Raw genomic sequence first — 20061 nt, 5'->3', positions numbered from 1 at the left:
GCGATGAAAGAATACAAGGAGACAAAGCGTGGATTTCTGATTGTACCCAAAGCTGACTTCGACTTAAAGCATATCAAGGGCGATATTGCCCGCAGTACGTGTCCTGCATGCCGTGATGATCGTGGTCATCCGGGCGATACCTCCGTCAAGCTGAATCTGAAGACAGGTATCGGTAAGTGCTTTCATTGCGGAAGGACGTTCATCCTCAAAGAGAAATGCCGAACCTATAACGACCGTTCACGGCCTGTGCACAAGCACGATTATAAGTTGCCTAAATGTGACGACCTCAAGATATTGCACTCGCCTGATATCATAGCCTATCTCAAGAGCCGTAAACTTGACGACGAGGACCTCATGATGAGGATGCATGTGATGGAGGGTGTGCGCAACTTTAAAGGCTTGGATTTTGCCTGCATGGCTTTCCCCGCATACGATGGCAAAGTGGCTGTAAACTGTATGTATCGCACTGTAGACAAACGGCTACTTCAGGACTCGGATTGCGAGCTGATACCATGGAATATTGATGCCGCCCTTGGGCAGACCGAACTGTTCATCACCGAGGGTCGTATGGACGCTCTGTCGATAGCACACTGCGGATATGAGAATGTGATAAGCGTAGCCAATGGGTCTAACTTTGAGGTCTGCAATTTTGACCGTTTCAAGTATTCGCATCTCGACCATTTGAAGACTATCTACATAGCCGGCGACATGGATACTCCGGGACAGAAACTACGTAAGAACCTTGCTCTATACTTCGGTGAGAGCCGTTGCAAAATCGTGGAGTGGAGCTGGCCTGTAGGGAAAGAAATGGAGGAGGTCAATGATGCCAATGAGTGTCTGATAGAGGGCGGTAAGGAAGCCGTGAAATACTGCATAGACAACGCGGTAGACTGTCCGCTGTCGGGTGTCGTTACTCTGACTGATGTAGAGGATGGCATGGATGATATCCGTGATAACGGACTGCCTGATGGCAAGGCGATCGGTCTCTATGAACTGGATAACAACATGCGGTTTCTTGAAGGGCAATTTATCGTCCTCACCGGTTCGCCCGGTACGGGTAAGAGTACTTTCGCCGACTTCATTGCTGTTCGCCTGTTGGTCAGATTTGGATGGAAATGTGCGGTATTCTCGCCTGAGAAAAGGCCTATACAGGAGCATTACACTGAGTATGCCTCAAAACTTTTGGGTTATAATGTGCATGATAAAGTGAATGTGCACGATGGGGCTTACGATCGGTGTAAGAGGTATATGGATAGTAATATCTTCCACATAGGCGGTGACATCAAGAAGGATATGCCGACGATACTGCATACGGCAGAGCAGTTGATCATCAAGGAGGATATCAAACTGTTGCTCATAGACCCGTTTGCGTATATCGACCTGAGCCATGAGAGTGGAGTTACCGACTATGAGAAGATAAACGAGAACATCAGGATGCTGGCCGAATTTGCCACCGACAAGTGTATCTGTGTAATACTGGTAGCGCATCCCCGCAAGCCTGTTCTGCTATCGAGCGGCAAGATGGCGATGCCCACACTGTACGACATCAGCGGCAGTTCGATGTTCTACAACCTCTGCGACACGGGTATCATCATGCACAAGGACGATTCGATAAACAGAATCGTGGTTTACGTAGACAAGATAAGGAGTCAGCCGAGGATGGGAACCGTAGGTCATGCAGCCATATGTTTCGACCCCGAAAGTGGCAGGTATAACATCTGTCATGCCGACACGAGTGATGCCAAGATGGTTAGGTATATCGACTATACGATCAATCACAAGAACTGGGTACCAAGGACTGATGCCGAACAGGGTACATTCAACTTTGAAGATGATGATGACATTCCGCCTGTCAAAGGGGATGACTGTCCATTTTAGGTAAATGAACATTGAGTATGTGAATAACTCATTAACAACAGAAAGGAGGTAAAAGGCAAGAAAACTAAACCAAGTTTTATAGATCGGGCGACACTCCCGACTCATCAAATATGTGTCTATTGCGGTCAGGATAAGCCTGTCGATGAATTCGAACGGATGAAGACAGGGACCTATCGCAAAGTCTGCAATACGTGCAAGTACGAACACTATACGCTGCCTGCTTATTACAGACGAAAAGCTAGGGAATGGGGACTGTAAATCGGTTTCCCTGCCCTTTGCAAAACAAAAAAACAAAAAATAACTACCACTTTACCACTACATGTGGTAAACGACTGAATATCAATATGATAATATTTTACGACAACCAACATAAATGCCACAAAACGTCACTCAAATACCACTCCGGAGCTATGCTCCGCCACCTCAAAAGCATAGCTATTGAACTATGGGAGCTATGCTTTGACAAGGTAAAAGCTATCTTCCTGAAAGTGAGAGCTATGCTCTTGAAAATAAAGACAAAAGTATACGGAAAATGGGAATAAGATTAGACTATTTAAGCAAGGGCGAACGCAAAATAAAAGGCGTATCACTCGATGAAGTATTCGAACTGTTGCATTCGGGCAAATACGACAAACATTGTAACAATCTGAGGTGGAAACTACGCTCAGCAGTCAACTTAGAGCGTAGTGCCACTGTAGAAGATGCTGACAGATTGCCAATTGCAAGGTTTACAATCTCAGACGAAGGAGAATACACGGGATATGTAATGCTTAGTTTCAAGACTCACGACGAGGTACAGAATGATGCCATAAAAAAGGCGGCAGCATCTCTGCCACAGACGCTGATGTGCTTTACCGGCAGCAGCGGACGGTCTGTAAAAATCATAGTGACTTTTACACTGCCTGATGGCACATTACCTCAATTTGAATCAACAGACGACTCCCCTTATGGAAACAATTCTAAATATTTTCATCAGCATGCCTATTACATGGCTTCAAAATACTATACCGCCCAACTTGGTATCGAACCTGAACGCAAATCCCCACGCATCGAACGTGGTTGCCGCATTGGTACAGATACTGATGTATATCTAAATGTAAAGGCTCTGCCGATAGTGCTTGAGCAACCGGAGTCGTCGCTCACGGATAGTATTCTTCATGGTGATACGAGATTGCATCAGTTGGGTACTGCCGATGCCTTGCCATATGCCAACAATATACTACCCGGATATGATAATTATCAGATGGCGCAGACTAAATTTCAGTATTGCTACCGCAACACCATACGGAAAAATATGAATGACCTGGATCTCTTTATAATGGCCCTCGCCCACGAATGCATGAAGAACGGTTTGTCGCAGGAATTCGCGGTAAAGCGTCTCCTCCATATCACCCCTTACAGCAACTACGAGATGCTGGTGCGCGGATGCTTCAACAACATCTATAACGTAGGCAAAATAGGCAGCGACTCGGCCATCCCCGAACCATCCGTCGAGATGGCTCAGCTGCGTGATTTCCTCAAACGAAGATATAAATTCAGACGAAACAGCATTACCAACCAACTGGAATATATCGAAGAGGGCATGTATATGTTCGACTGGTCGGCACTCACCAAAGAGGCTACCAACCGCATCGTGATAGATGCCTTGATGGAGGGCATCGTAATCTGGGATAAAGACGTAAAGCGTTTTGTAGAATCCACCTACATCAACGATTATGACCCAGTACACGAATATCTCGGTGCTCTGCCGGATTGGGACGGAAAGGACAGAATCAGCGAACTGGCCCGAAGGGTGCCAACAGCTAATGCAGACTGGGAGCGAAACTTCCATACATGGATGCTCGGCATGGTGGCTCAATGGATGGGTCTGAACAAGATACACGGTAACGCAATGGTGCCTCTCATCATTGGTGCACAGGGCGACGGCAAGTCGACGTTTTGTAAACTCATCCTGCCCGAGGAGCTACGCAATTATTACACAGACCGACTGGACTTTGCCAATAAGAACGACGCCGAGAGGGCCCTGAGCCGCTTCTGTCTGATAAACATAGATGAGTACGACAGCATTACCAAGCGCCAGACGGCATTCTTGAAGCATATCTTGCAGAAGACATCGGTAATGAGCCGCCAACTTTACTCATCTGTCATCCAAGACAACGCCCGCCACTCGGCATTCATAGCCACGACAAACGACATGACCCCACTGACCGATCCCTCAGGTTCACGTAGATATATGTGTATCCGTACCACGGCCAAGATAGATACCCGTACGCCATACAATTATCCACAGATCTATGCGCAGCTCAAGGCAGAGCTGCAGCAAGGTATCAGGAGTTGGTTTGACAGCGAAGAGGAGAGCGCCATCCAGCTTCAGAATCATGACTTCGAGCAGTATGACATTATGCAGGAGGTGTTCAACGAGGTGTACCGCAAGCCCAAGCATGGTGAGAATGGCGAATACTTGATGGTGAGCACCATTCTGCACAACTTGCATCTAAAGTACAAGAGTCTGAAAGAAGATAAATCGAACTATCAGAAATTAGGCAGATATCTGATGCGTCAGAGTTTCAAACACAAGAAGATGAATTACGGATCAGTGTATTACGTAAAATCAAATTAAATATTGATTTTAGAGTGGTAGCACAGTGGTGTTTTGTGGTATTTCATACCACGTGAAAGCTGCATAAACACAGGGCAAGTGGTAAAGTGACATTTATTTATAAAAAAATCCCTTAGAAAAAGTAATTTTATTCTCCCTCGAAGATTTGAGGGAGTACGGCGAAGCCGGGAGGGATGTGATTAAAACATTTCTTCGCCTAATTTGCCAACAGCTTGTTGGCAAATTGAGCCTTCTTGATTATAAAACAAAAACCACTGACGTATATATTTTAGATTCCGATAAGAGGAATCTTTCATATCATAAATTACCATAGCTGGCAGTTACCGAGAATTTCTCGGTAACTGAACTTTCTTCAAGTTCACCGGAATTGAATATATTCTTTAAATGTAATCCAATGCTGTTTAGTGTACTCCATTTATACGGTTAATGATTTCCATTGCTGTTATATCTCGCATCAGTGCAAAGCCAAACCACTTTTTCCCTAAATCCTTGATAGATGCTCCGATATGATAGACTTCATCATCAATGATTAAAAAACGGTCGTGTGAATTACGGAACTCATTGACGGTGATGGGCGGATATTGAGCGTTGTGGCGGGTTATATCCAATTGAAGTTGGCGGCTGATTTTGCCTGTATAAATAGTAGCAGCTACATTTCTTTCCCTTTTATCTAACATTGTCAAGACCGACTCATCTATATAGTTATCAATTAAGACGATAGAAGTCTTCGCTTTCTTAATTAAGTCTGATACAAATACATAGGCATCAAAGACTTGACCGTCATAGAATATACCTTGATTAACAGATTCTTTTACATCGAATTTCTGAAAAATCTCTTCAATTCGTTTATCCGATTCCTTTTGATGGTATTCAATGTCTTCAAGTCGCTTGAATACTTGTGCATTACCTGCTATAAAATGACGCATGGATACAAAAGCACGCATGATACGGATGTTTACTTCTATTGCTACATCTGAGCGAAGTACACTACTTAGCATAGCGATGCCTTGCTCGGTGAAGGCATAAGGCAGTTTACGAACGCCACCCCAGTTTGATATCGCAAATTGCGATTTCAAGTTTTGGAACTCATCATCATTAAGCTGAAACATAAAGTCAGCAGGGAATCGCTTTATATTTCTTTTTACTTGTTCATTAATGCGGCCTGTTTCTACTTTATATAATGAAGCTAAATCTCTATCCAATATGACTTGTTGTCCTCTAATTGTCAATATAAAAGACCCAATAGACTTTTCTATTGCCATCTGGTCACAATTTGCAACTGGTTGGATTTCTGCTTTGTTATTTTTGTTTTCGTTCATTGTCAAATACTCTTAATCTACCAATCCCAACTCTTTTAGAGAACCCTCGATCTCCACATCAAACTCTGCTCGTTTAGATTCAAGGCTCTTAATTTCACTCATAACAGCTTTGATGTCGATAGATTCTTCCGCTTCAAAGGTATCAACATAGCAAGGTGTATTGAATTAGAATTATATTTAGTTTTGCAAAAATACTTAAATTTTATCAATTTATTAAATTTAAAATGGAAAATAAATGATTTGCAAACAATTTTTCATTTTTGTGGCAAATATCACTTATTTACCGAAGCTTCTTATTGTTCGAAAAGTTTATCAGATTGAACAAGATTTTTACATTTTCTCTCAAGCGATAGGTTTGATCATATTTGAAACCATACCTCTATCGATATTTTAAAACGTGTTGACGAATCTAAATTAGAGCCAGATGAGACCGGTGAATTGTGGCTATTTGTTGAATTAGCCATCAATGTATAAATATTCGGACAGTAGAGAACTCAAAAGGATAATGATACTGTCAATTCTAATGCAGGTGTGATATATAGGCTATAAATCATTTTGGATTACTGACGCGGGGCATATCGTTGCAACCAAGAAACAAACAACTGATTGCAGTAGCGTTCAGGAAACTCCTGAGCCATAGTGACCACAGTTAAGCGCTTAGCCGAATCACTATGAATGTTTAACCATTTAACGAAAGGATTGTAATATGCCTATTCTTTACAAATTAGCAAAAGACAAGATACTTGCAGACAAAGACAACAAGGACACAAAAGAACTGATAACCCAGTGTGGTATCAAGATCGTACAAGAAGAATCGTTCTATATAGAACCAAAAGAGGAGGGCAATAAATGAAAAAAGATGTATGTCATTAGTTTGTATTATAAATATAGGTAGCGCATTTTAATAAGTGCGCCACCTATATTTATGAAATAAGAATCAACTATGTATTAGTGAACTCTACAGGTTCCCGAAATATTATTCCGTAATGATCCTTAAAAATGTCAGTATGCTTAACTGGACTAACAGACTTAATTAATTCATTTGTTTCTAATGCCGATAAAAGATTACATTCCTTTGCAAAGTCTATAAAGTTTTGTCCTTTTGGCTGATCTTGAATCCAAATACAATCGTATGCTAACAAAAGAATTTCATATTTGGATAACTGAGATTTCACTAAATCCATATAATAGCTTCTGGGAAAATCCTTTACGTCAATACCATTAATATATTTTACAAGCAAATATAAATTTTTAAAATAGTTTCCAAATAAGACCCCATACTCTTTATATAATTGTGTAAAAGAATCTTTAATACGGTTTTCTTCAACATTCATATCAAATCTGCTTTTATAACTGTTTCCTGGCATAGTGGAATAAATTTGTTTTAATCTATTATATAAAATTTCAAAAGCCTCTTCTCCGTATGCATTAATTGGCGCATTAGAAAAGCCGAAGCCTCGTCCTACTGATTCATAATTAACATATATTCTCTTGAGTAAATTATTATGAAATTCAATTTGTTTCATAATTGTATTTTCGATTTGTTCTAAACGATTAAGTCTTGAATTTGTTTCATTACCCTCTTTCATCACTAATACAGTGACATACATAATAATGGCTGTAATTATTGATACTAAATCACTTAATGAAAAAATATCTTTAAAACATCTTTTCAAAAGTATTAATGCAATTACAACTATAATAAATAATATAATTTTACCATTTTTCATATCGCGAATTCAACTGGAAAGTGCAAATTTACAGAAATATTTTTAAAAAGCAATCTTTGGCGTAGCAAAAGCAGGTTTATTTCTCCATCTTTTATTGATTTTGGCTAAGATTCTTTGTATATCATTATCATCGTAATGCGCAAACGAAGACTTCTTGGGTATATATTGTCGTATCAATCCATTTGCATTTTCTATCGCTCCTTTTTGCATGAAGGGTATGGATCGATAAAGTAAACGTCTACACCCAAGCTCAATTAGGAAACGGGTGATGTTGCCTGTCAACGCATCTTCAAGTTCCCGCTCTTTATAGTTCTCTGTGAGTGTGATGAAATCGAATGTATAAGAGTCTTTTAATGTCTGCTGTGCCAGTTCGCTCTGCGTATCAGGCAAAAAACGGGAGAAGTTGTTCACCGCCTTACCCTGACGCTCGTAAAGGTCGGTGTCCAGGAAGTTGAGTAATACGGCCCGACTCCATCCGTTCTCTACAGTCTTTTGCAGGTAAAAAACTGCTTTATTTATATCTTTGCACGAAGACATGATATACAGATGATGCCCCCACGGAACGGAAAAAAATACGTCTTCGCCTAATTGGGCAACAAGTTGTTGCCCAATTGAGCCTTCTTGGTTATAAAAAATATTTTAGCTTATGTATTTTTTCACGTCTAATTCAGTATAATATAGAAAGAAATCTCAATTTTCTTTTCATATCTCTAACCATATAGAAAGATTTTTATCATATCCTTTCTGTTAATTCTATCAATGAAATCTATGCTCGGATCATAAAATTCATTCAGAAGGAGTTCGTATAATTGAATGTTTACATAAAAATTATCACAGCTTATGTGCACAGCAAAGTATGTTTTACATATGTTATGGTATCACTTTGCATTTTGGATTACTGCCACGGGCAATATCATTGCAATCGACTGCTAAATGTATTACCTTTGCACTCGCAATCAAGAAACAAACATCTTATTGCAGTAGCGTTCAGGAAACTCCTGAGCCATGGTGATCTCAGTTAAGCGCTTAGCAGAATCACCGTGATTGTATAACCATTTAACGAAAGGATTGTAATATGCCTATTCTTTACAAATTAGCAAAAGACAACCGAAAGGCCAGCCGTACAGCCGGACAGTTCTTCGCCCGTGCCATCGTCACTAACGTGATGGACACTGAGGGACTTGCTGAAATAATGCAACGTAACTGTACAGTGAAAAAGAGCGATATTCTAGCCGTTCTTACAGAACTGGTAGAGACGATGACAGACCAGTTGCAGAACTCAACAAGAGTGAAACTCAACGGTTTCGGAAGTTTCAAGATTGGAATAAAAGGTACAGGAAGTCAGACCATCGACACCTACTCTGTAGGTAAGAACGTAAAAGGTCTTCGTGTCAACTTCAGCCCTGAAGCCAAGAAGGATGCAACCGGTACAAGAACCAAAAAGTTCTTGAGTAACGCCACAGTGCAGGAAGCTCCTAAGAATGCCATCGTCGGTGAGAAAGAAACTGCGAAAGCTAAGGCCGGTGGTTCTCCATCTGCGAAATCCTAACAAGGACTGCCTGGAATAGGCAGTTGCAGGAAAGGAGGACACAATGTCGAAGATTTCATCCACCAACTGGGGTAAGCTGATAAAGGTAATTATAACTGTACTCAGCGCTCTGGCAGGACTAATAACTGGTACAGCGGTAGCAGCTAATTAAAACCAAGAGGAATGTCTGTAACGGCATCTGCAAATAATAGTAGCAGATGCCGTTATTATTTTGTTATTTTTTATTACCTTTGTATTATCAATTAAAAATCACGACATATCAGAATACCAGTACACTATACTTAGTAACTATGATATATTAAAGAAAATAAAGATGAAGAAATCAAGAATTGAAGAACTCGCAATATATAGTAAAAGTTTAAACAAGCCTATGCCTGTTGTGATCTATCTGCCTTCAGGATACGATGATGAAGAAAGTTTGCCTGTATTATATTTTTTGCATGGCAGAAGCGGAGATGAAAATTTCATTAAGAATATTGAATTGGATAAAGTTGCAGACCGCCTGATTGAGAATGAAGATATTAAACCAATGATAATTGTATGCCCCAGAATAGAGAACAGCAGGGGCATAAACTCATCCCCTATTTGTAAAGACGTGAAAGACCCTTATGGAAGAACAATCAACATTGGTATGTATGAGGATTATTTTATGACGGATATCATTCCATACATTGATAAGAATTTTAAGACTGTAAAAAACAGACTTGGACGATTTATCGGAGGGGTATCGGCTGGTGGATATGCCGCTCTACATAATGCATTACGTCATCCTGATTTATTCTCAAAAGTTGGTGGGCACATGCCGGCCTTAGAATTACAGCTTGAAGATGAAGATAAACAATATTTCCAAAATCCTGAGAACTGGAATAAATATGACCCCATTTACATCGCAAAAAATATGGAATACTCTGATACGAAGATTTATCTTGATGCAGGAGATAACGATGAGGGGGAATTCTACAAAGGTTGCTCTGTGCTATATAAGAATTTAAAAGTAAAAGGATTTGAAGTTGAAAATCATATCTTTCAAGGGCATCACAATCTTGAATACATAAAAGCTAACATGGAGAAATATTTAATGTTTTACGGAACAGATAATATTACATCATAATCTAAACCAAAATTTATAAGGAGGAATATTTATGAAAACACCAGAGGTAGCAATTTGTCTTTCGGGCGGCGGTTTTAGAGCTGCTGCATTTCATCTAGGTACACTGTCATATCTAAGTCACCTGAAAATGGCTGACGGCAGTAGTTTCCTCAACATGGTAAATACCATTTCTACCATATCAGGAGGTACGATAACCGGACTGTGGTACCTGGCTGGTTTATGTAATGGCGTTGAAGATGACGAATCATTCAAAATTCTTTATCAGAAACTGAATTCTGTGGACATTCCGACGGTAGCGTTAGACTCTTTTGTCAGGAACCAGAAAGACGTACATTCACTAATCAAGCAGATGACTGATGTGTACGACGATATGTTTTTTGATGGCAAGACACTAGGACTTATCTTTGACAATATCGAGAAAATCCATGTACACCATTTTTCGGCCAACGGCACTGATTTTTCTTGTGCACTGCCATTCCGTTATCAGGCTACAAAAGCTATCGAAAATGCAAAAGAGGAATATAGGTATGGATTTGTAGGCAACAACAATAACAATATACCAAGGCATATAGCCCGTCAGATACGATTGTCGGAGATATTGGCAACATCATCATGCTTCCCCGGAGGATTTGAGCCGCTGGTATTCCCAACGGATTTTAAATTGTCTGCAAATGAGAAAAATGCTGAATACGTGAAAGACATGCAGCCCGTAGGGTTGATGGACGGTGGCATCGTGGACAACCAGGGACTGGAATATATAAAACATGCAGAGAAGCAGTTGGAATATAACGATCCTGACGCAAAATACAGAAATGTAATAGACCTGGTAATAGCATCAGATGTATCGAGTCCTTATATGAAGCCCTATAAAGCCAATTTGTTTAGTGGTATGAAAAATATAAGCATCAATGCTCTGATGCATGGTTTCTATATAGCTGCAGCATTATTAATAACTGCTGATATCGCAAGTGTGGGTAAGATTGATTATTTCTGGACGGGTGTGCTTACTACATTGTCTCTGATATCCCTGACGGCTGCAATACTGGTACATATAATACGCCACAAGGCTGACGGCATGATAGCTGAATCGCCATTGAAGAAGTGTAAGAAATCAATAAGAAGACTTACTGTTAACAGTATAGTAAATCTATTGATAAACAGGGGTACATCGCTTCTGATGCTTGCCAATACGGTGTTTATGAAAAATACCCGCAGGATGTCGTACGACATGATGTATAATGATAGCAGATGGAATAACAGACTGATAATGAACGCCATTTACGAGCTCCGGCCGGGAGAGAAATGGCAGTTAAAATATAAAAGCGGTGAACTGCCTGAATGGATGAAACCGTCGGAGGTTATCCAGCAAAACAGTAAAAAGGCGGCAAATATGGGCACTACGTTGTGGTTTACAGATAATGACAAAAGTAATAGGGTGCCTGAAGCCATCATAGCCACGGGACAATATAATATGTGCTGGAACCTTATCGAATATATTGAACGGTTGGAGCGTGACAAGTCGAATACAGACGAGACGCACGAACTGATCATCAAATGCAAGACTCAACTGATAGAAGACTGGATGAAATTCGAGAAAGATCCTATGTGGCTGTTCAAGGATAAAATGGTGTAAACTATGAAATAAAAGTACTGCAAATTAGTTACAGCATCATAAAGTTCTACAAAGAAGAAAGAGAGCGAAACCGCTCTCTTTCTTATATATTATTTATCTAACCGAGAATGAATATACCACAATATTGGAACTCTCATTTTCAAGAGTTGGATTTTTTACCATTACTCCATACTCACCGGGTTCACTAACAGTGAATTCAATTATATAAGAGTTCTTACCAAACTTTTTGCCTTCAAAAGATATTTTTTTCAAGCCTGACTCTGTATTACCAAAAAGGTTATTAATCTTACCAAATACAGCACGGCGGTCTCCGCCTTTAATAATATACTGGAATATTGATACTACTGATGTAGGATCCAAGTTATTATCAGACCCTCTAACAACAAGCTTCATTGGTGTATCTTTCTCAAATACAATGCTTGACGCTTTTCCGGGAACTTCGATAAATGACTTTGTACTTCCTACTCCCAACCACATTTTAGATCCGGTAGCTTTTGACTTGACTTGTGTAGCTAGCTTATCAATATTTATGGTTGTACTATCAGCGTTCAACACTCTGACATTGCCGACAAAATCAGCTTCCTGTAATTTACTTTGTGCATTCACACATAATGCAGAGATAAACACTGCGATACATAATACTATTCTTTTCATATAGAATTATTAAAGATAATGTTTTTATGATAATTAATTATTCGTCGACAAAAATAATATTTTTTTAATTACAAAACAAATTTCAATACCTATATTTACATATCGAATTAACTTTGAGACGTATAATCATATTTATATACGCTGAATAGATGTATTTACATATTTCACAAACTTATCACTTGAACTATAATGACACAAATATGTGTAATGTGTGTGTGCTGTTTTTGTCTATAGAATACTTCTTTAATACGCCAGGTCCACAACTGCTATTGCCCAATCCCATAACGGCAGCATCTATATTAAGCACTGTATAATCCGACTCTTTTAAATCACAATCGTGGGTAGTGGATGCAATAGTTGAAGTTGAATAATGCATGGCCGAAAATGAGAATGGAGATTCAACGGCTGTTATATGTAAGGTATTACCACTCTTCGTCTTAAGCAGAACCATTGTGCAGTCTTCGTGGTTACCACAATCTTGCGGACGTGGATAGTGTGTATATTGAGCTGTAACGGTGCTGTGCCAAAGACCAATAGGACAAGATGTCTTACGGTCGGGATAGTTATCATACGGTCCACGACCATACCATTGCAATTGTTCATAAGCACGGGGCAGAGTAATAGACATGCCAAGACGTGGCAGTTCGGGCAATTCGCCTTTCATCCTATACGTCTGGATTACATCAAGACCTTTGTTGCCAACTGAACTGATACGTGTGGTTACAATGATGCTGCCTTTGGCATATTTGTATTCGTCTACTTTGATGCAGTGGACTGATGTACTGTCGGTACTTATCCTGCTGACCTGCGGACTGCCCAGGCTATTATTAGTCCAGTCTTTAGTCAACCAGTTGCCAAAGCCTGTATCGTTGTCTGTGGGGGCACGGAAGGCTTGGAAAGATGCATTATTAAGCCATTGTTGCAACAACGGGGTATATGAAGTTTTCTTGCTTAACTGTTCAGGTACTGACATGGGATTATCATTGAGGGCTATCTGCTCACTTATCACTTCGTGATTCTTATTTGCCCACAACTGATCTTCGCGCAAAAGGGCATGGAGATTGAGACGTACATCATGACCGGCATCTCCAGCCAAGCCAATAACAGACATCAGTCTGGTTGTGTCTGCTACCGACAGATTCTGTGTATTTATCTCTCCCCTCTTTACAACCCTGCCGTTATCGGTGATATCATAAATAATACGGTAGCGTGAAAGCGGGAACGTTATTACATGATTTACAGCATACAAGTCATCACCTTTGCGGAAAAACTGTACAGGCGAATAGACTTTCTTTACTTCGTAATACTTTGATGGAAGTGTGCGATTGCACAATACGATGCCATTAAGACAGAAAGCGTGCAGATTAGGTTTGTCGCCAAAATCACCGCCATAAGCAACCATCGTATCTTTTACGCCATCACGGTCTATCACTTTGTATATGCCCTGGTCTACCCAGTCCCATATGAATCCGCCCAACATACGGCGATTGCTGTATATCTCATCCCAGTACTCCTTGAAGTTGCCTAAGGCATTACCCATACAGTGAGCATACTCGCTGGTAAGTACCGGACGGTTATCGTTCTTCTTTTCAGCTAGATCAAGCAACCTCTCCCAACGGGCATTCTCGGCTCTCTCTTTGTCAGACCCTTCGGGTATTCCGGGGTTGAGATACTCCTGCCGTACACGTGGATAGAATCGGCTTATTACGTCTACACACTGCGGATCAGGATCTCCCTGTGCTCCTTCGTAATGCACAAAACGGGTAGGATCAAACTCATGCAGCCATCCTGCCATTGCCGCATGGTTGGCCCCAAAACCACTTTCATTGCCCAGACTCCATAATATCACAGATGGATGATTTTTGTCTCTTTCGGCAAGACGGATAACACGATCCATAAAGGCATCATTCCAATCAGGTGTGGAAGCAAGTGTGCCACGCAATCCGTGAGTTTCACAGTCGGCCTCGTCCATTACATACAGGCCCAGACTGTCACAAAGTTCGTACCATCTGGGGCAGTTGGGATAATGACTGGTGCGCACTGCATTGATATTAGCCTGTTTCATCAAACGGATATCTTGCAGCATACGGGCTTCGGTCATCACCCTGGCTGTACGGGGATCGTGCTCATGACGGTTCACACCACGTATCCTAGTAGGTACACCATTAACAAGCATCTGTCCATCTCGTATCTCTACACTTCTGAAGCCCACTTTCTGCTGTATTTGTTCTACGACCCTACCCGTTGAGTCGGATAATGACATACGGAGTGTATAAAGGTATGGCGTCTCTGCGGTCCACTTTACAGGAGATGTGATGAGTGTGTCGATACGACCAAACTTGCTATGACCTCTCTGCGGGAACCATTCGTTCATGGTAGCCGCCTTATGCTCCAAATCGAGTATATCACTTACAGATTTACGTACAGATACTATCTGTTGACCTTTTGGGTCTGTAAGTATGGCTGAAATACTGTACCCGTTGGCATCATTACCATTATAGGCACTAAACTGTGGGTTTATCTGAAGTCGGAAATCTTTATAGTCCTTATCAGCCACGACTGTGCGCACAGTATAATCGCGGATTCGTATATCAGGGGTATGAAATAATGTTATATTACGATGTATGCCTCCAAATCGCCAGAAGTCCTGATCTTCGAGATATGATCCGTCACTGTATTTGTATACTTCTACAGAAATGAGATTATTTCCGGGCTTGAGATATCCGGTGATATTAAACTCGGACGGTTCCATGCTACCCTGAGAATATCCTACCTTCCGGCCGTTAATCCATACATAGAATGCACTCATTACACCATCAAACCGAAGAAATGTCTGTCCACCATGCGCCCACAAATCCGGCAACATAAAATTACGGCGATACTGACCTGTGGGATTTCGCTCTATATAGGTGGTGTATGTGTTCTTGGGTTCTGATGTAACTCGCGGAGGATCGATCTTAAAGGGATAGCCCGAAGATATGTATATTGGTGTGCCGAAACCGTTTACCTCCCAATTGGCAGGCACTTGGAAAGTAGTCCACCGGCTGTCGTCAAAGTCGGTACGATAAAAGTCGGTTACTCTCTCACCGGGTGTCTTGGTCCATCTGAAACGCCATGTGCCGTTGAGCGTCATAGACCTATCGCCTGTGTTACTACAAAACGGTATGAAAAAGCTACGAGCCGGTTCGCGGTTGATCTGCAATACATGATTATTCTCCCAGTCATGCACTTGTGCTTTAAGACATAAACTGTATATCTGGCATAATATTGTCAACGCAGTAATCAACACATAATGTGGGTTTCTTCTGTTCTGTTCCATCTTACTAAATCTTTATTGTACCTCTAATGTATCAAATGTAATTGCTTTTGCCTTTATGGTAAGTTTATATTTACCGGCATTGATGAATGTGCCTGTTGTTGTACTCAGCGTACGGAATTTATCGGGTGTAGGCTGGAATGTTATGTTATCTTCTCTTACTACAGAGCCTTTAGCGTCTGTAAGCAGCATTTTAGCCGTTATGGCTCTGTCTGTCAGGTTCTTATATCTGAATCTTATGGCGTACTCTTGTGCCAGTCCGGTGCTGAAGGTCCACTCTGTAGCATCATTCTTTTGGACTGCATTATACGCCACTGAAGGACGTGTATCTGTTTCGGGCGGAAGCATCTGCTTTGTGGTCTTGACGATTGTATCTGTATCCATAGCCGACCATGAAAAAGCTTTCGGCACACTATTATCATTTACATACGTATATGATTTGCCATACTTGGCAATAGCGATAGCACTTATCACAGCCTCTCCCGATTCAACATCAGGGAAAGAAATTTTTATCTTATTATCTCGAATGTCTGCATATACCACTTTTTTAAGTGCACCGGCATGCCCGCTCTGTGCCCATACATCCATGTCATGGATAACAGCAGAGTCGTTGACGGCAACATCGAAGAGACGAAGTCCGGAGCAATCAGACTGCATACCCGTACCGGTACCGATCCATGGCTCTGTAAAATACAGTTCGATACGGTATTTGCCATTTACGGGTACCTTGAAATCGTAATGAAGACGTTGACGACCAAAGCGGAAATTACTGAACAGCGGCCAATCGTGAGTGCCACGTATTGGTTCTGAGATATGCGACTGACTGGTCTGATATGGACTGATGTTCTGTGCTCTCTTATTATCACCGATAAACTGTTCTGCCCACGAATGACTGTATTTATCTGTATCCTGCAACCATTTGTTTCCATATGTATCGGTATAGTCGTCACCACCACAATTGATGCGGTAGAGATAGCTATATCCATCTGCCGGTTTCAAGATGTCTCTGTTGCGGTCTGCTGCGGTTGGAGCTATCAAAGATGGCTTGTATAACCTGTCAAAGTGTGGTGCCCGTTCCAGTCCGTCCAGCACTATAACATCCTCTGCAACAGCCCTGCCCGAACGATAACCCACAGCCCTTAGCACATTATATTGTATCATACGATTTTCCCATACAAAATGAGAACCTATGCCGCCACGCTTTTTGCGTCCGAAAGAAACACTGTCGGCCGCATCGTTGTATAGCAGTACACTGTCGCAATTGCTATACACACTTATATCAGCGCGACGTGCTCCTGTACAGAATCTGTCTGCCCATGTATGTGAAACTATATAGACCATCGGTTTTTTATCAGCCGACACATAATTAGCCCTGTACATATAGTACGCGTCTACCGGTTGCTGCCACGGAGTAAGCAGACCTTTATAATTGAAAGGTCCTGACTTATCTACCTTACGCAAAGCCTCATCAGGCTGTGTACGGCCGGGGTTATCATGACTGACAAAAGCCCATTGAAACTGTCCACAGACACTATCCTTGACGCTTTCGGCCAGTCGCACTTTAGTTTCAAGCAGATTTGCAAAATTCTCTTCGGTATAGTCTTTGTATGATAATGTATTTTCTTTATGATAACCTAGCGTACGCCATGCCCCATACTCACCATTAAGAAGTTGTGATTTACTTTTCAGTTCATCACCATATTTGTTTACATCCCCGCCATACGTGCCACTCCAGTTTTGTACTACATTCCAGTCTGTACCTTCACCACCATTACATGTGGTAATGGCACGCATTGTACCAACTGTTGGGTCCATCTGTCTGATTATATCACAGCATTCTTTAGCGAAGTCTTTAGGCAGTACACTCTCATTCTGCAGTCCCCATAAGATCACGCTTGGTGAATTACGTCTTTCTTTTATCCACTGCCTCAACAGACTCTTGAAATTTGCTCTGAACTGTGGGGTATCATACCATATATGAGCAGAAAACTGACTCCAGAATAATAGTCCATCCTTATCAGCCAACTGCTGATATCTGATATTGTGTGGTTGATGGGCTTCACGCAAAGCATTAAATCCTGCATTACGTATCATCTTGATACGAGCCTCTATCTGCCTATCACTGAAAGCATGACTATCGCCAAAGAGATGTTCATACTCGCATGTTCCATTTATAAATGTTGGTTTCCCATTGAGATAGAATCTGCCGTCGTTATCATTACGTTTCACAGGCCATGAGATAGTACGTATACCATAAGAGGTCTCAACCTGATCGGTTGTATTTCCGTCACGTTTTATCATACTGGTAAGAGTATAAAGATAAGGACTCTCTGTACTCCATAACACAGGATGCTCTACTGCCGACAATTGTCTCACTACCCTAGTTTGACCGGCAGCTATCGTTATGGTATCGCTAAGTCGGAAAACAGACTTACCGTTGGCCATGGCAAACTTATTTACAAGATTTACCGTCAACGGCAGGTCACCATAGTTTTTTAGTTCAGTATCGATATATATAGTGTCGGCCTTATCATTATTCCAGATATGCACACCAAAAGGTTCGACCCTGATCTCATCTGTTTCGACTAACGACACCGGACGGAAAATGCCTAAAGGCTGTGAGCCCTCACTGAATCCCCACTCGGAAGAACAACCGCCACACACCCAAGGCATATCTGTTATCATCTGAGGATGCTCTGTAAGTATCTTAATATTATTTGTACCATCTACCAATGCATCGGTAACATCCAATGTCATTGTGGTACGCCCTACCGGAGTTCTGGCATAAGTCTTTCGATTGAGTGATACAGTAGCATAACTGCCTACACCTTCAATCTGCAGAAAGTATTTCTTACCTGGATGTTTCTCTGTAGTGAATGTCTTAATATATTCAGCCGTACCATGAAGATTGCCATGGCGCAATTGACGGTAACCATAATAGTCATCCCAATTGTGTGGTAAATTGACCGATATGGTATCATTAATCTTTGCTGATGAATCGGATGCTGAAGTAAGCCATGTACACCATCCTTTATTCAATGGCGTGATAATTCTCTTGCCTTTCATTTCAGGTTGTGGAAAGTGTACTTCAGATGATCCCATGGGCTTACCGGTGGCAAGAGCTATTCCCCGCTGTCCTTGATTATTGACAGCACAATAGAAATGATAGACCACACCATCCGATTTCACGACACAACTCTTATGAGCAAACATTTCATCGTAGGGTTTGTCGGGGTATACCAAATCAGCGCCATTCCAATCGGTCCAGTTTACAAGATCTCTACTTACTGCGAATGTATTAAAGGCATTATACTTTCTATTGGGGTTATAGGCTGAGAAATAAAACATCACATATTTATCACCCATCTTGACTATCTGTGCGTCTCCGGTAATGATGCCGGGCACTTCATGGCTGAATACAGGATTACCAGTATACCTTATCCAATGTTTCATATCATCGGATAGAGCTATGCCTATACGTTCGGCTTTCATCTTGTTGACAGGATTTACACCACCGGCATTATAGAACATCACAAAACGATGCCCAAGCTTTTTATCATTGTCATCGTATATGGTACTCTTGTACTGTGTTAGCCTCTCCCACCACTGGGTATCTTTGTTATTGATACTTAACAACGGTGATTCTCCAGAATCCCATTCGTGAGCTAAACTGATATTGCCTTTAGTACTTGCAATACCAATATTAAGAGGAGCACGCACAGCTTCGTATCCTGTACCGCTACCGCCAATATATGTCATCCAATGACGGCCTTTGTATTTACGCATCTCATAAGAGCCACCCCAGTTCCAGTCTATCAAAGAAGGGAATCCTCCCCGCTGATTACAATCCCAATATCCGTCACGATAAGATAGCACCCTGCCAAGAGTTTTCCACTGTAATAGGTCATCACTCTCGGCCATCCATGTTTCATAACCACGACCGTCCAGTCCGTCTTTACCATTGTATACCACATAAGTCATGTACCACTTGCCGTTATCCTTATAAACAGTGGGACAGTCAATCTTATGATTATTGTCTTGAGGAGCAATAACCAAACCATACTTATAAGGAGTCTTCACTTCCTCATAAATACGTTGCATATCCTGTCGGGTAATATCACCACCGGCGAAAGAAAGCATTGGAAGTGATAACAATAATATCAATATATTATTGAATGTTTTTAATTTGAGTCTAATCAGCAATTTTAATATCATTACTTATATTGTAATCCTTTTATAAAATTCCATACA

14 protein-coding genes are annotated in these 20061 nt (G+C 41.2%); 8 read left to right on the top strand and 6 right to left on the bottom strand.

Annotated elements, in window-relative coordinates:
* Positions 1-3 precede the first annotated feature (3 nt).
* The 3 genes from XYLOR_RS12365 to XYLOR_RS12355 all read left to right on the top strand — a co-directional run bounded on the left by XYLOR_RS12365 (position 4) and on the right by XYLOR_RS12355 (position 4498).
* A complete protein-coding gene (locus XYLOR_RS12365) occupies positions 4-1878 on the top strand; it encodes a bifunctional DNA primase/helicase (RefSeq protein WP_036880078.1) in 1875 nt (624 codons plus the stop codon).
* A gap of 344 nt (positions 1879-2222) precedes the next feature.
* A complete protein-coding gene (locus XYLOR_RS12360) occupies positions 2223-2420 on the top strand; it encodes a hypothetical protein (protein ID WP_036880076.1) in 198 nt (65 codons plus the stop codon).
* Positions 2411-4498: a VapE domain-containing protein gene (locus tag XYLOR_RS12355; RefSeq protein ID WP_036880073.1), complete on the top strand. Its 2088-nt coding sequence runs from the start codon at positions 2411-2413 to the stop codon at positions 4496-4498. The genes XYLOR_RS12360 and XYLOR_RS12355 overlap by 10 nt, the downstream gene beginning before the upstream one ends.
* A 401-nt stretch (positions 4499-4899) precedes the next feature.
* Here XYLOR_RS12355 and XYLOR_RS12350 read toward each other — a convergent pair whose 3' ends face one another.
* Positions 4900-5817, bottom strand: coding sequence for an ORF6N domain-containing protein (locus XYLOR_RS12350; protein WP_084608616.1), 918 nt, complete (start codon positions 5815-5817; stop codon positions 4900-4902).
* 706 nt (positions 5818-6523) lie between these two features.
* Here XYLOR_RS12350 and XYLOR_RS13865 point away from each other — a divergent pair.
* Positions 6524-6670: a hypothetical protein gene (locus XYLOR_RS13865; protein ID WP_154655738.1), complete on the top strand. Its 147-nt coding sequence runs from the start codon at positions 6524-6526 to the stop codon at positions 6668-6670.
* Between the two features lie 88 nt (positions 6671-6758).
* Here XYLOR_RS13865 and XYLOR_RS12345 read toward each other — a convergent pair whose 3' ends face one another.
* Both XYLOR_RS12345 and XYLOR_RS14210 read right to left on the bottom strand, forming a co-directional pair.
* Entirely contained in the window at positions 6759-7547 is a 789-nt protein-coding gene (locus tag XYLOR_RS12345) for a putative phage abortive infection protein (RefSeq protein ID WP_036880070.1), read from the bottom strand.
* 42 nt (positions 7548-7589) lie between these two features.
* Positions 7590-8159 carry a PDDEXK nuclease domain-containing protein gene (locus XYLOR_RS14210; protein ID WP_441365004.1) on the bottom strand — a complete coding sequence of 190 codons (570 nt, stop codon included), beginning with the start codon at positions 8157-8159 and terminating at the stop codon, positions 7590-7592.
* 463 nt (positions 8160-8622) lie between these two features.
* Between XYLOR_RS14210 and XYLOR_RS12335 the strand changes: the two genes are divergently transcribed.
* The 4 genes from XYLOR_RS12335 to XYLOR_RS12325 all read left to right on the top strand — a co-directional run bounded on the left by XYLOR_RS12335 (position 8623) and on the right by XYLOR_RS12325 (position 11840).
* Positions 8623-9096 carry an HU family DNA-binding protein gene (locus tag XYLOR_RS12335; protein ID WP_036880067.1) on the top strand — a complete coding sequence of 158 codons (474 nt, stop codon included), beginning with the start codon at positions 8623-8625 and terminating at the stop codon, positions 9094-9096.
* 43 nt (positions 9097-9139) lie between these two features.
* Positions 9140-9247, top strand: coding sequence for a smalltalk protein (locus XYLOR_RS13860; RefSeq protein WP_154655728.1), 108 nt, complete (start codon positions 9140-9142; stop codon positions 9245-9247).
* A gap of 162 nt (positions 9248-9409) precedes the next feature.
* Positions 9410-10207 (top strand): alpha/beta hydrolase, encoded by a 798-nt coding sequence (locus tag XYLOR_RS12330; RefSeq protein WP_036880063.1) that lies wholly within the window; start codon positions 9410-9412, stop codon positions 10205-10207.
* A 31-nt stretch (positions 10208-10238) separates the two neighbouring features.
* Entirely contained in the window at positions 10239-11840 is a 1602-nt protein-coding gene (locus XYLOR_RS12325; RefSeq protein ID WP_036880060.1) for a patatin-like phospholipase family protein, read from the top strand.
* A 93-nt stretch (positions 11841-11933) separates the two neighbouring features.
* On the opposite strand, the gene XYLOR_RS12320 is transcribed toward XYLOR_RS12325, so the two are convergent.
* The 3 genes from XYLOR_RS12320 to XYLOR_RS12310 form a co-directional block, all read right to left on the bottom strand.
* Positions 11934-12494 carry a hypothetical protein gene (locus XYLOR_RS12320; protein WP_154655737.1) on the bottom strand — a complete coding sequence of 187 codons (561 nt, stop codon included), beginning with the start codon at positions 12492-12494 and terminating at the stop codon, positions 11934-11936.
* A 184-nt stretch (positions 12495-12678) separates the two neighbouring features.
* Positions 12679-15813, bottom strand: a complete 3135-nt coding sequence (locus XYLOR_RS12315) for a glycoside hydrolase family 2 TIM barrel-domain containing protein (protein WP_374057291.1) — start codon at positions 15811-15813, stop codon at positions 12679-12681.
* A 12-nt stretch (positions 15814-15825) separates the two neighbouring features.
* A complete protein-coding gene (locus XYLOR_RS12310) occupies positions 15826-20025 on the bottom strand; it encodes a beta-d-glucuronidase/beta-L-arabinofuranosidase (RefSeq protein WP_051509001.1) in 4200 nt (1399 codons plus the stop codon).
* Between the last annotated feature and the right edge of the window lie 36 nt (positions 20026-20061).

The organism is Xylanibacter oryzae DSM 17970 (assembly GCF_000585355.1).
Classification (GTDB): domain Bacteria; phylum Bacteroidota; class Bacteroidia; order Bacteroidales; family Bacteroidaceae; genus Prevotella; species Prevotella oryzae.
This window is presented reverse-complemented; position numbering and strand designations above follow the sequence as displayed.